This window comes from Pseudomonas sp. 910_23 (assembly GCF_052850795.1).
In genome coordinates this window covers 29,813-43,308 of the sequence record NZ_VXCZ01000012.1, presented here as the reverse complement: position 1 = coordinate 43,308, position 13,496 = coordinate 29,813, and the positions used below count along the sequence as shown (strand labels likewise).

The following is a 13,496-nucleotide window of genomic DNA, read 5'->3' as shown; positions in this document are numbered from 1 at the left end:
ACCTCAGGGTTTGCGCAACAAATAGGTGTCCATGATCCAGCCGTTTTCCAGGCGCGCCGCCTTGCGTACCCGTTCAATCTCTTGCGCCACGTGGGCCACTTTACCGCTGATCAGGATTTCGTCAGGCGTGCCCAGGTAGGCGCCCCAGTAAATATCCAGGTCCTGATCCGCCACGCTGCGGTAGGAATCTTCGGCGTCGAGCATTACTACCAGGGTATCGGCATCACTCGCCTGCCCCGCCGCCAACCGGCGCCCAGTGGTGATTTCGATGGACTTGCCGATACGGTTGAGCGGCACCTTATGCTGCGCCGCCAGCGCTTGCACACTGGTGATACCGGGGATCACTTCAAACTCGAACACACAGCGGCCACTGGCAAGAATCGCCTGCAGGATGCGGATCGTGCTGTCGTACAGCGCAGGATCCCCCCAGGCCAGGAACGCCCCCAATTCACCGTCGGCCATTTCTTCGTTGATCATGCGCTCGAAGGTGTGCTGCTTATCGCGGTTAAGGTCCTGCACGGCGGTGGTGTAGTCGATGTCACCGCGTACGCGCTCAGGGCAATCGGCCTCGACAAAACGGTAGCCGGGCTCGGTGATGTAGGTCTGGCAGATCTCACGGCGCAGGTCGATCAGCTTGTCCTTGCTCTGGCCCTTGTCCATCAGGAAGAACACGTCGGTACGGTTCAGCGCCTTCACGGCCTGCATCGTGATGTAGTCAGGGTTGCCGGCGCCAATGCCGATGATCAGGATGCGTTTCATGGGGTGCTCTCAGTGCGGGGCGTTGATTTTGCCATGATCTGCACGTCAGGCGTGAGTTTCCAGGCGCAGGCGCCACACGCCATTGAAGCGCAACTCAGTGGCCGACAGGGGGTCGACGTCGATCCGATAGAACATCGAGACCGGGAACTGCATGACGGAGAGCATCGCGGCGCGAATCACGAACGGGTGGGTCACGGCGACTGTATGGCCAGGGTGGGTTTCGAGCGATGCGAGCCATTGGCCCACACGCGCACAGAGCTGATCCACCGACTCGCCGCCATGGGGTGCGCGGGTGCTGTCGGCGCTCCAGGCCTTTAATTCTTGGCTATCGAGTTGGCTGATGTCCTGGCCTTTCCATGAACCGAGATCAACATCGCGCAACGCCACTTCAACCTCGGCGTGGGCGCCGAACAAGCCGGCTGTCTGGCGGGCCCTGGCTTCGGGGCCGCAGAGCAGGCGTGGCTGTTTTTTGTAGCGTCCGGCCAGGGAGCAAGCAGCACTTTGCCAGTCCATCGAGACGGACTCATCGTCGGGAAAACGCCCATGTTTTTGCAGGGGGGTGATGGCGTGGCAGATCAGGGTCAAACGGGTGGCGAGCATCGCACTTCACTCTGTTTTCGGTATGTTACTGCACCCCCAGTGTGAACGATGTACCTGTGGGAGGGGCTTGCCCCCTCCCACATTTAATCAGGCGGATGCACTCTCACTGAGCGGCGCGGCTGCGGCCTGGGCCTGCAACTGCGCGGCTTGCTGGCTGTATTCGCGCAGGTAGACGATAAATTCCTGCAACAGGCGGTCCCACAGTTCCAACTGGCTACGCAGATGCGAAGCGCCGACACCGGCCACCACCACGTCCATCTCCATCAACAGAAACTCACCCTGCACCGACAACCGCGCAAAGCGCCGCGAGGCATTCCACACCTGAGCCAGCCCCTCGGGCAATTCACCCTGCACCCGCAGGGCGCAGCTGTAGGTAAAGTCCACATAACTGCCCTGCTCGGCCGCCGGGTTGCCAAAGCGCACGGCAAAACCGATGCCCTGACTGGCGCTGAGCAATTGCACAACGCCGTTCTGCTCAGACTGGTTGACCCGATACCCGGCTTCCTGCAACAGCTCGGTGAGGCTTTGAATGGATACGCTGGTGATCAGTTGAACATCGCTCATAGTGGTCTCTTCCTTGTTGATCATTGATTAAGGCGGTGTGCGAGCATCGAACCGATTAAGGTATAGCTCATCGCCAAAACCTTGGGTCAATTCATTGGAAATGACCCATCCTCATCACAACAACGGCTGGCCACCTTTTTTGGATCGTGCTGCATCAGTTGGATAAGCGTCGACTATGAGGCCGTCTTCGGGAGCAAGTCCCCTCCCACATCGGCGGGCACAAGCGCCGAATGACCGCTGGCGACAAAATCCTCCTTGCGCAACACCACCAATGCCACCAACGACACCACTCCGGTGGCCACGTAGAAGTACCACGGCGAAGTAATGTCCCCGGTCACCTTGATCAACCAGGTGGAAATCAACGGCGCACTGCCGCCAAACACCGCCACTGGCACGTTGTATGCCACTGCAATCCCGGTGGAACGAATCCGCGTCGGCAACAGCTCACTCATCAACGCGTAGGTCGACGACGCATACAGCCCGAACAGAATCGCCACCGCCATCAACGGTGCGAAGAACGACGCCGGGGTCGCGGTGGGCGCCGACTTGAACAGCCAGAACATCGCCAGGGTCGCCAACGTGCCGATCACCATCAGGAACGGCTTGCGCCCGTATTTATCGGTAAATGCCCCGCCAAACGGCATCACGAAGGCGGCCGAGAAACTGGCAACGAACACGTAGAGCAAGGTGGTGCCGCTGTCGAACTTGAGGATCTTGGCCATGTAGGTCGAGGCGAAGGTCAGCACCAGGTAGAAGATCGAGCTGTGCAAGGTGATGATAAAGAACACCAGAGCAATCGCGCGCTTCCACTGCCAGACCTCCCGCAGCGGCGCCCGCGAGGTTTGCCCGGCGCGTTGCAGGGCTAAAAACTCGGGGCTGTCTTCAAGCTTGAGGCGGATGTACATGGAGATAAAGCCCAGGGGCGCAGCGATCAGGAACGGTACGCGCCAGGCCCATTCCTGCATGACCTCGGCGCCCAGCACCCAGGTCATGCCATTGGCCACGGCGCCGCCCAGCAACAGGCCGAGCACAGCGGTGACCATCAACCAGCAGGTGGCGAAGCCGCGGCGACCGGGCCCTGCGTATTCGGAGATAAAGCTGGTGACCGTGCCGATTTCGCCGCCCGCCGAGAAGCCCTGCACGCAGCGCACCAGGATCAGCAGGATCGGCGCGGCGATGCCCAGGCTGGCGTAGGTCGGCAACAACCCCAGCATCACCGTGGAACCGGTCATCATCACCAGCGCCATGATCAGGGTTTTGCGCCGGCCGATCTTGTCTGCCAGCGGGCCGAAGAACAGCCCACCCAGAGGGCGGATAAAGAAGCTCAGGGCAAACGCGGCGAAGCTGGCCAGCAGGCTGGTGGTGGGGTCATCGGAGACGAAGAACGCCTGGCCGATATAGACCGCGAGAAACCCATAGACGCCGTAGTCGTACCACTCGATCAAGTGGCCCGAGGTGGCGCCCAGAAACGCTCGGCGGCGCTTGCGGACAGTGTCTTGTGCGGGATTGCCCATCGTGGGGACTCCTTGTCTGATTATCGATCCATGTCAAAGCGCGGCGATACTCGCTGCTTTCAACCACTGCCGCAAGTCGGTCTTGAGAATCTTGCCGTAGCTGTTCTTGGGCAAGTCGCTGCGCCACACATATTTTTTCGGTTTCTTGAACGAGGCCATGCGCGCCAGGAACCAGGCGGTGAGTTCACCCTCATCCAGGGGCTGGCCGCTGCGCGTCACCACAAACGCCACCACCGACTCGCCCCACTGAGCGTCCGGCTCGCCCACCACGCACACTTCAAACACCTGCGGATGCTGGGCCAGCACTTCCTCGACTTCACGCGGGTAGACGTTGCTGCCGCCGCTGATGATCACGTCCTTGGAGCGATCCGTCAGGGTCAGATAGCCGGCCGCGTCGAGATAGCCGATATCACCGGTCAGCAGCCAGCCGTCCACCAAGGTTTGGCCAGTGGCCTGCGGGTTGCGCCAGTAGCCTTGCATCACGGTGGCGCCACGCACCGCGATTTCGCCGCGCTCACCGGTGGGCAAAGGCTGGTGCGCAGTATCGAGAATACGGATTTCCACACAGGACTGCGCGTGGCCCACCGAAGCGGCCAGGCTGGCCCAGTCGGGGCGTTGGCGATCGGCAATCACTGCACGGGGCAACACGCTGATGGTCATGGGGCTCTCGCCCTGACCGTAGATCTGCACCAGGCGCGGCCCGAAGGTGTCGGCGGCTTCACGCAGATCGGCCAGGTACATCGGGCCGCCGCCATACACGATGGTCTTGATGCCAGCGCCGTGATAATCCTGGCGCCGTGCCTGCTCGACCATGCGCTTGACCATGGTCGGCGCGGCAAACAGCGACACATTGCCCACCTGCTCGGCCAGCCCGAACAGCTCGGCGGCGTCGAAGCCATGGGAGGCCGGCACCACATGGCGTGCGCCGCAGCGCACATGGATGAAGTTATACAGGCCAGCACCGTGGGACATCGGCGCGGCATACACTGCCGCATCGTCGGCGCTGACCGCATCGACATCTGTGGCGTAGCACAGCGACATGGCGACCAGGTTGCCGTGGGACAGCATCACACCCTTGGAGCGCCCTGTCGTGCCGGAGGTGTAGAACAGCCAGGCGAGGTCCTGGTCGTGGCGTGGCACCGGTTGTTCCAGGGTTGGCCAGCCAGTGTTGGGAGGTAAGAGGTGGCCGTCCAGCTCCTTGCAGCGCGGGGGCAAATCCCGTGATGAAAACACCCGGCCGCCATCGGTAAAGATCAAGCGTGCCTCGGCGTTATCGGCAATCCACGCCGCTTCGCTGGGATGCAGTTTGGCATTGATCGGCACTGCCACGGCGCCCATCCACCAGATGGCATAGAGCAATTCCAGATAGTCGCAGCTGTTTTTCATCAGCAGCGCCACCGCGTCCCCCGGCACCAGGCCGTGCTGGTCCACCAGGTGCGCGGCGCGTTGGCGCACGTGGGCGGCGAAGGTGGCGTAGTCGGCCACTTGGGTGGTGCCGTTGAACAGCGCCGGGCGTTGCGGGGCCCGACGCTGGGTGTCGTGCAGCCAGTTGGCAATGTTCATGGCTCAGCTCCGGCGTGCCTGCAGGACCGATGCGTAGTTGGCCACCGCCATGCCGCCCATGTTGAACACCAGGCCGAACTCCGGGTTGGGCACCGCCAGGCCAATCGGTTCCCCGGTCAATTGCCGGAACGCCAAGGCGTGCATGGACACCCCCGTTGCACCGACCGGATGCCCCTTGGCCTTGAGCCCGCCGGAAAGGTTGACCGGCAAGCGCCCGCCGGCACGCACCACGCCGCTGTCGAGCACGCGATGCCCTTCGCCTTTGGGCGCCAGGCCCATGGCTTCGTAGATCAGCAGCTCGGCAATGGTGAAACAGTCGTGCACCTCGGCGAAACTCAGGTCTGCCAGGGTCACATTCGCTGCGCGCAGCGCTGCATGGATCGCTCGTTGCGGGCCTTCAAAGGCGAGGATGTCGCGCTGGGCGATGGGCAAGGTGTCATTGACCTGGGTCATCGCCCGGATCTGCACCTCGCGGCGAAACGCCCGCGCACGTTTAGGTGACGCCAGGATGATCGCAGCGGCGCCGTCGCTGATCAGCGAACAGTCCGTCAGGCGCAGGGAGTCGGCCACGAACGGGTTGCTCTGGGACACGTTGTTGCAGTGCTCGAAATTCATCTCCCGATGCATCTGCGCCAGCGGGTTGGCCATGGCATTGGAGTGGTTTTTGGTGGCGATGGCCGCCATCGAGCCCAGCGGGCAGTGGTAGCGCTCGGCGTATTGGCGGGCGGCGCGGCCGAACAATTGCGGGAAACTCAGGCCGGCTTCGGCCGGGTCGTTCTGATAGCCGGCGCCGGCCAGGGCTTGGGTGACCGCGGCGGTGCTGGTGTGAGTCATCTTTTCGGCGCCCACCACCAGCACCAACTCGGCGCTGCTGGAGAGAATCGCATTGACTCCCGCCTGGATCGCCGCCGAACCCGAAGCGCAGGCGTTTTCGCAGCGGGTGGCAGGTTTGAAGCGCAGCCCGGGGTCGGCCTGCAACAGCAACGAAGCGGCAAAGCCGTCGGGCACCAGCCCAGAGTTGAAATGCCCCAGGAACAGCGCGTCGATTTGCGACGCATCAATCGCAGCGTCACTCAGGGCTTCACGGGTAACCTGGACGATCAGGTCTTCCAGCGTGGTGCCTTCCAGGCGACCAAATCGGGAGTGACCAGCGGCAACAATGGAGACGCAATCAGCAGGCATAATCAATTTCTTCTGTTCTTGATCCGGACTTTACTTACAATGACCCACCCCTGGTCCCGCGCCAATTCGTGTAACTACTTACATGGGTAAGTAGCGCACCAGGGCATTGAACAACGAGGCAGGATGCCCCATGAACGCGTTTGCACAGCAATTTCCCGACCTCGAACGCCTGGCGTTCAAGCTGTCCCCTGCCCCGCAGATCGTCACCAGCGACCGCGTAATACTCGACTGCAACGATGCCTTCCTGAAGCTGTTCGGCTATACACGCCAGGCGCTGGTCAATCAGTTGACCCTTCTGATCTACCCGTCCCAGGCCGACTACCATGCCATCGGCAAGCGTAGCCATGACTGGCTGCTCGACAGCGACAACGGCTTTTATTCCGATGAGCGCTTCATGCAGCACCACAATGGCGAAGTGTTCTGGGCCAAGTCCCACGGCTACACCCTCACCCCCAAAGACCCGTTCAAGCTGATGATCTGGCACTTCGAACGCCTGGACCGCCTGCATCAGGGCACCGGCGACCTCACGCCGCGGGAGCGGGAAATCGCCATGCACATCGTCAATGGTTTCAAGTCCAAGGAAATCGCCCTGCGCCTGGCGATTTCCCACCGCACGGTGGAGGTGCACCGGGCGCGGTTGATGAAGAAATTGCAGGCCAAGACCGTGGTGGAGTTGGTGTCGAAGATCATTATGGTGGCGTGACAGGTAACGGCTATTGAGCAGGTTGCCTTCCCACATCATAGATATCTACACAACGTTGTAGCTGCCGACCGTAACCACGATGCAAAGCGAGCCGCTCTTGATCTTGATCTGCTTTTGATCTTAGGCGCCCCGTCAAACCACGCTGGCCGGAATTCGACAGGGATTTGGGGGGTAAACCGGCAGGGATGCCGGTTTACCCCCCAAATCCATGGCGGATTACGGGCACACCGAGCCCAGGCGAGGTGCCGAGTGGTGGGGCAAGAGCGCTTTGGTTACTTTCGCGCTTTTCGAAAGTGACCCGCTGTAAAAGCGGAACCCATAGCAGCCGTTACCTAAATAACGGATATGTACTCGATCAAAGTCCAACATTCTGGCCGGCTGTCAGGCCGCCTTCGGGGTCAAATCGAATCGTCGCACCACTCCTCCCACATTTGGACCTAAGCACATCAGATATAGATTCGGCGACTGACAGGTCGTCACGGGAGCAAGCTCCCTCGCCACAGGTACAGCGCCGTACCAAAAGATGTGTAGATACCTATGCTCCCACATCTGAGCACATTTCAATCCGGCAGCCGATTCAGCTGCCTTATCCACCTTTTCAGCTTTCCCGGCTGAGCCGCCCCGCTGTTTCAGCCGGGATCCTCCCCCCCTATGGCACAAAATAGCGTCACAAGATCCCCCATGGACCCGTGCCCCCATGCAAACCACCAACACCGTCCTGATGATTCGCCCGGCGCGCTTTGCCTTCAACCCGGATACCGCGATCAACAACCGTTTTCAACGCCCGCCGCCGGACCCGCTCAGTGCACAGCACAAAGCGCTGGAAGAATTCGACGGCTATGTCGACACCCTGCGCAGCCACGGCGTGGAAGTGCTGGTGGTGCAGGACACCCCGGCACCTCACACCCCGGACTCGATCTTCCCCAACAATTGGTGGAGCAGCCACGCCGACGGCAGCCTGGTGCTTTACCCCATGCAAGGCCAGAACCGACGGCTGGAGCGCAACAAAGGCGTGCTGCAAGTTCTGGAGCAGCGCTTTGCGATCAACACCACCATCGACCTCAGCCACCTGGAACAACAGGACATCTTCCTCGAAGGCACCGGCAGCATGGTGCTCGACCGCCAGCACCGCATCAGCTACGCCTGCCACTCCGGGCGCACCCATCACGCGGCGCTGCACCAGTTTGCCGAACGTCTGGACTACCAACTCTGCGTGTTCCACGCCCTGGACCGCCACCACGCACCGATCTACCACAGCAACGTGATGATGAGCGTCGGTCGCGACCTCGCAGTGGTGTGCCTGCAAGCCCTGCCCGACGAGCGCGAGCGCCTGGTCCTGGAACGCTCACTGCGCGACACCGGCAAGGACATCCTCGCCCTCGACTTCGACCAGTTGGAGGCCTTCGCCGGCAACATGCTCGAAGTCCACGACCGTGACGGCCAGCCATTGCTAGTGATGTCTGCCAGCGCCTGGCGCGCGTTGCAACCGGCGCAGCGCCAGCAGGTGGAGCGCCATACGCGACCATTGGTGGTGAATATCGACAACATCGAACGCATCGGCGGCGGCAGTGCCCGTTGCATGTTGGCCGAAGTGCATCTGCCGATCCGCCCCTCATTTCAATAAGGAGTCTTGCCATGACCCGTTATATCGACGTCAACGACCTCAGCTACCTGGTTTCGCAAAAAGGTTTGCAAACCTGCATCACCGAGATGGCCGAGTACATCCGTGCCGACTACCTGCGCTGGCAGGACTTCGAGAAATGCGCACGCCTGGCCAACCATTCACCGGATGGCGTGATCGAGTTGATGCCCGTCTCGGACGCCTCGCTGTATGCGTTCAAATACGTCAACGGCCACCCGAAAAACACCCTGGCCGGTATGCTGACCGTGATGGCCTTTGGCGCCTTGGGCGATGTGGATACCGGCAAACCCGTGCTGCTGGCGGAAATGACCCTGACTACCGCCATCCGCACCGCTGCCACCTCGGCCCTGGTCGCCCGCTACCTGGCGCGCGACAACAGCCGCAGCATGGCGTTGATCGGCAACGGCTGCCAAAGCGAATTCCAGGCCCTGGCCTTCTACGCCATGCTTGGCATTAACGAAATTCGCCTGTTCGATATCGACGCCAAGGCCACCGCCAAACTCGCCGCCAACCTCAAGGCGTTCCCGGCGATCAAGGTGATCCTGGCTGACAGCGTGGCCGACGCGGTCAAAGGCGCGGATATCGTCACCACCGTCACTGCCGACAAGGCTTATGCAACCATCCTCACCGACGAGATGATCGAACCGGGTATGCACCTCAATGCCGTGGGTGGCGATTGCCCGGGCAAGACCGAGCTGGACCGGCGCATCGTCGAACGTGCCCGGGTGATCGTGGAGTACGAACCGCAAAGCCGCATCGAAGGTGAGATCCAGCACATGCCTGAGGATTCGCCGGTGACCGAGTTGTGGCAAGTGATCAGCGGCCAGAAGCCCGGCCGCGAGAATGCGCGCCAGATCACCCTGTTCGACTCGGTGGGGTTTGCCATCGAAGACTACTCGGCCCTGCGCTATGTACTGGACGTCGCCAAGGCGTTGGACGTGGGCAGCGAGCTGGAACTGGTACCCGACCTGGCTGACCCCAAAGACCTGTTTGCCCGCCTGGCCCGGCAGCCGGTCGCACAGCACAAAAAGCGCGCCTGAGACCGCTCTGGCCTGCCGCTTTGCGTTGAGGGCGGGCCGGACTTTGCTGGATTAAAAGCCGATTCGGCGGGCGCAACAGCCGATTGCGCTGCATTGTCGGTTTTAACAGCGCAATTTGCGCTTTGTGCAGGGGGTAAACGACACAAAAAACGCACCATCATGAAGCATTCTCTGCTCCCAGTTATTCACTGCCCTGACATCAATTACAAAATATAGGGACCTCCACATGACTCCACTGCGATCACTCTTCGCTGCGTTGCTGTTGCCTCTGTGCGCCACCGCCGCCCACGCCCAGGACTGGAAAGAAATCCGTTTTGGCGTGTTCCCCGAATACCCACCCTTCGAATCCGTGGCCGCCGACGGCAGCCTGCAAGGCTTCGATATTGAACTGGGCAACGCCATCTGCGCCAAGCTCGAAGTGAAATGCACCTGGGTGCACAATGAATTCGACGGCATGATCCCGGCCCTGCGTGCGCGCAAGTTCGACGCCATCATGTCCTCCATGGCCGTGACCCCGGCTCGCGAAAAAGTCATCGACTTTACCGATCGCCTGTTCCTCAGCCCCACCTCGGTGATCACGCGCAAAGGCGCCGACTTCGGCGATACCCCGGAATCGCTCAAGGGCAAGCAGGTCGGCGTGCTGCAAGGCTCGCTGCAGGAAGCCTACGCCCGAGCGCACCTGGCCAGGCTGGGTGCGCAGATCAAGGCGTACCAGTCTCAAGAGCAGAACTACGCCGACCTGCAAAACGGGCGCCTCGACGCCACCCTGACCGACAAACTCGAAGCCCAGCTCAACTTCCTGTCCAAGCCCGAAGGCGCCGACTTCAAGACCGGCCCGGCCTTCAAGGACCCGACCCTGCCGCTGGACATCGCCATGGGCCTGCGCAAGAACGACCAGGCACTGCGTGAGCTGATCAATAAAGGCATCGCCGCCGTCCAGGCCGATGGCACTTACGCGCAGATCCAGAAGAAATACTTCGGCGATCAAGATATCTACAACGAATAACTAAGCCATCGACCTCCCTGTGGATGCAGCTTTTGTGGGAGGGGGGCTTGCTCCCGATAGCAGTGGTCAGTCATTGAAAATATTGACTGAACCACCGCTATCGGGAGCAAGCCCCCCTCCCACACAAATCGGTTCCCCACAAAGATAGTGTGTGTGCCTTTTAGAGATCTTCCCATGAACGAACTCCTCAACCTGCAAGGCTACGGCCCGATGCTGGCCCAGGGTGCCTGGATGACGCTCAAGCTGGCCTTCCTCGCCCTGGCCCTGAGCCTAACCCTGGGCCTGGTCGCCGCCGGCGCCAAGCTATCCAGCGCCAGATGGCTGCGCGTACCTGCCACGCTCTACACCACGCTGATCCGCAGCGTGCCGGACCTGGTGTTGATCCTGCTGATCTTCTATAGCCTGCAACTGTGGCTCAACGACCTGACTGAAGTGTTCGGCTGGGAGTACTTTGAAATCGACCCGTTCACCGCCGGGGTGGTCACCCTGGGATTTATCTACGGCGCGTATTTCACCGAGAACTTCCGTGGCGCGATCCTCAGCGTACCGGTGGGCCAGTTGGAAGCCGCGACGGCTTATGGCCTGAGCCGCTGGCAGCGCTTCCACCTGGTGCTGTTCCCACAACTGATGCGTTTTGCCCTGCCGGGCCTGGGCAATAACTGGCTGGTGCTGCTCAAGTCCACGGCGCTGGTGTCGATCATCGGCCTGTCAGACCTGGTCAAGGCCGCGCAAAACGCCGGCAAGTCCACCAGCGAGCCACTTTACTTCCTGATCCTCGCGGGCCTGGTGTACCTGCTGATCACTACCCTCTCCAACCGCATCTTCAAGCGCCTCGAACGGCGCTATAACCTGGGCATCAAGGGGATGGCGCGATGATCGAACTGTTCCAGCAATACGGCCTGGCCTACCTGTTCAGCGATGGCAGCGGCTTGTCCGGCGTCGCCATGACCGTGTGGCTGTTCATCATCTCGGTGGTGCTCGGTTTTTGCCTGTCGATCCCCCTGGCACTGGCGCGGGTTTCGCAGCACGTTTGGCTGCGCTGGCCGGTGGAGGTCTACACCTACCTGTTCCGCGGCACGCCGCTGTATATCCAGTTGCTGATTTGCTACACCGGGCTGTACAGCCTGGAGGTGGTGCAGGACAACGCCCTGCTCAACCAGTTTTTCCGCAATGCGCTGAACTGCACCTTGTTGGCGTTTGTGCTCAACACCTGTGCCTACACCGTGGAGATCTTCGCCGGGGCGATCCGCAATATTCCCCACGGCGAAATCGAAGCGGCACGCGCCTATGGCCTGCACGGCTGGCGGCTGAATCTGTTCGTGGTGGTACCCGCCGCATTGCGCCGCGCATTGCCGGCCTACAGCAATGAAATGATCCTGATGCTGCACGCCACGTCACTGGCGTTTACCGCCACCGTTGCCGACATCCTCAAGGTCGCCCGCGATGCGAATGCCGAAACCTTCCTGACCTTTCAGGCGTTTGGTATCGCCGCCCTGCTCTACATGCTGCTGTCCTTTGCACTGGTGGGCCTGTTTCGGCTGGCCGAACGTCGCTGGATGCGTTTTCTTGTTCCTACCCGAGGCTAACCCATGAATCAGTCCGCGCAGGCCCTGGCCGTTTATCCGGTGGATGTACCGGTTGTCGAAACTGCAACTGCCGCCATCAAGCTTCAAGTCGAAGGCATTCACAAACGCTACGGCGAACACGAAGTGCTAAAAGGTGTGTCCCTCAATGCCCGTCAAGGCGATGTGATCAGCCTGATCGGCGCCAGCGGCTCGGGCAAAAGCACCATGCTGCGTTGCATCAACTTTCTTGAACAGCCGGACGCCGGGGTCATCACCCTGGACGGTATCAGCATCGAAATGCAGCAAGGCCGCGCCGGCACCCGCGCGCCGCACCAGGCACAACTGCAAAACCTGCGCACGCGCCTGGCCATGGTGTTCCAGCACTTCAACCTGTGGAGTCACATGACGGTGCTGGAAAACATCACCATGGCCCCGCGCCGGGTGCTGAATGTGAGCGCCGCCGAGGCGGAAAAACGTGCGCGCCTGTACCTGGACAAAGTCGGCTTGCCAGGTCGCGTGGCGGATCAATACCCGGCGTTCCTCTCGGGTGGTCAGCAGCAGCGTGTGGCAATTGCGCGGGCATTGGCGATGGAGCCGGAGATTATCCTGTTCGACGAACCGACCTCAGCCCTCGACCCGGAACTTGTAGGCGAAGTACTCAAAGTCATACAGACGTTGGCCGAGGAAGGCCGTACCATGCTGATGGTCACCCACGAAATGGGCTTTGCCCGCCAGGTGTCCAGCCAAGTGCTGTTCCTGCATCAGGGCCGAGTCGAGGAACACGGCGGCGCCGAGATCCTCGACCACCCCAACAGCGAACGCTTGCAGCAATTTCTTTCCAACCGTTTGAAGTGAACCCATGGATACCAAGGCCAACGGACCCCACTCCTCCCCTGCGCTGGATCGCATCGACGAGGCGATCATCGATGTGCTCAGGCACCAGGGGCGCATCACCTATGAAAAACTCTCGTCGCTGGTGCACCTGACCCCCAGGCCATGCCTGGAGCGGGTGCGCAAGTTGGAGCGACGCGGGGTGATCCGTGGGTATGGGGCGATCATCGATGTGCAGATGGTCTCACCAGGGCTGTCGCTGCTGGTGCTGGTGGCCTTGTCCAACCAGAGCGGGCGCTCGGCGCAAAAGGCCTTCGAAGCCTGCGTCAAAGCCTGCCCGCAGGTGTTCGAATGCCAGTTGATCAGCGGGCCGTTCGACTACAGCCTGCGTATGCGCTGCCGGGATATGGAGCATTATCGGGTGCTGACGGAGATCTGGTTGAACAATGATGAGTTGCACATTGATAAGTTGGTGGCGCATCCGGAGCTTGCGGTGGTCAAGAACACCGCCACCGAACTGGCCTGAG

At 61.1% G+C, this 13,496-nt stretch carries 14 protein-coding genes; 8 read left to right on the top strand and 6 right to left on the bottom strand.

All coding sequences use genetic code 11. The features are described 5' to 3' along the window. Positions 1–3: 3 nt before the first annotated feature. From cobF to FW800_RS15945, 6 genes are all read right to left on the bottom strand, one after another. Entirely contained in the window at positions 4–759 is a 756-nt protein-coding gene (gene cobF / locus FW800_RS15970; protein WP_446437952.1) for a precorrin-6A synthase (deacetylating), read from the bottom strand. Positions 760–804: 45 nt separating this feature from the next. Then, positions 805–1,359, bottom strand: coding sequence for a histidine phosphatase family protein (locus FW800_RS15965; protein ID WP_446437951.1), 555 nt, complete (start codon positions 1,357–1,359; stop codon positions 805–807). 87 nt (positions 1,360–1,446) lie between these two features. Further along, positions 1,447–1,923 carry a YbjN domain-containing protein gene (locus FW800_RS15960; protein ID WP_032876374.1) on the bottom strand — a complete coding sequence of 159 codons (477 nt, stop codon included), beginning with the start codon at positions 1,921–1,923 and terminating at the stop codon, positions 1,447–1,449. A 173-nt stretch (positions 1,924–2,096) separates the two neighbouring features. Next, on the bottom strand, positions 2,097–3,437 hold the full coding sequence (locus FW800_RS15955) for an MFS transporter (protein ID WP_032876377.1): 1,341 nt from the start codon (positions 3,435–3,437) through the stop codon (positions 2,097–2,099). A 33-nt stretch (positions 3,438–3,470) separates the two neighbouring features. Continuing rightward, a complete protein-coding gene (locus FW800_RS15950) occupies positions 3,471–5,000 on the bottom strand; it encodes a class I adenylate-forming enzyme family protein (protein WP_005787563.1) in 1,530 nt (509 codons plus the stop codon). Positions 5,001–5,003: 3 nt separating this feature from the next. Then, entirely contained in the window at positions 5,004–6,182 is a 1,179-nt protein-coding gene (locus FW800_RS15945; protein ID WP_446437950.1) for an acetyl-CoA acetyltransferase, read from the bottom strand. Between the two features lie 130 nt (positions 6,183–6,312). Here FW800_RS15945 and FW800_RS15940 point away from each other — a divergent pair, with 130 nt between their 5' ends. The 8 genes from FW800_RS15940 (at position 6,313) to FW800_RS15905 (ending at position 13,495) form a co-directional block, all read left to right on the top strand. Further along, the gene (locus FW800_RS15940; protein WP_216091204.1) at positions 6,313–6,885 is read left to right on the top strand and encodes a LuxR C-terminal-related transcriptional regulator; all 573 of its coding nucleotides are present in this window, start codon (positions 6,313–6,315) and stop codon (positions 6,883–6,885) included. A gap of 697 nt (positions 6,886–7,582) precedes the next feature. Continuing rightward, positions 7,583–8,509 carry a citrulline utilization hydrolase CtlX gene (gene ctlX / locus FW800_RS15935; protein ID WP_446437949.1) on the top strand — a complete coding sequence of 309 codons (927 nt, stop codon included), beginning with the start codon at positions 7,583–7,585 and terminating at the stop codon, positions 8,507–8,509. Positions 8,510–8,520: 11 nt separating this feature from the next. Further along, complete coding sequence (locus FW800_RS15930) at positions 8,521–9,567, top strand: ornithine cyclodeaminase (protein WP_446437948.1); 1,047 nt, start codon at positions 8,521–8,523, stop codon at positions 9,565–9,567. Between the two features lie 226 nt (positions 9,568–9,793). Further along, a complete protein-coding gene (locus tag FW800_RS15925; RefSeq protein ID WP_005787553.1) occupies positions 9,794–10,573 on the top strand; it encodes an ABC transporter substrate-binding protein in 780 nt (259 codons plus the stop codon). A gap of 174 nt (positions 10,574–10,747) precedes the next feature. Beyond that, positions 10,748–11,449 carry an ABC transporter permease gene (locus tag FW800_RS15920; protein WP_032876394.1) on the top strand — a complete coding sequence of 234 codons (702 nt, stop codon included), beginning with the start codon at positions 10,748–10,750 and terminating at the stop codon, positions 11,447–11,449. Next, on the top strand, positions 11,446–12,159 hold the full coding sequence (locus FW800_RS15915; protein WP_078821072.1) for an ABC transporter permease: 714 nt from the start codon (positions 11,446–11,448) through the stop codon (positions 12,157–12,159). The genes FW800_RS15920 and FW800_RS15915 overlap by 4 nt, the downstream gene beginning before the upstream one ends. 3 nt (positions 12,160–12,162) lie before the next feature. Further along, complete coding sequence (locus FW800_RS15910) at positions 12,163–12,993, top strand: ABC transporter ATP-binding protein (protein ID WP_032876400.1); 831 nt, start codon at positions 12,163–12,165, stop codon at positions 12,991–12,993. Positions 12,994–12,997: 4 nt separating this feature from the next. Further along, the gene (locus FW800_RS15905) at positions 12,998–13,495 is read left to right on the top strand and encodes an Lrp/AsnC family transcriptional regulator (protein WP_005787545.1); all 498 of its coding nucleotides are present in this window, start codon (positions 12,998–13,000) and stop codon (positions 13,493–13,495) included. Position 13,496: the final 1 nt, after the last annotated feature.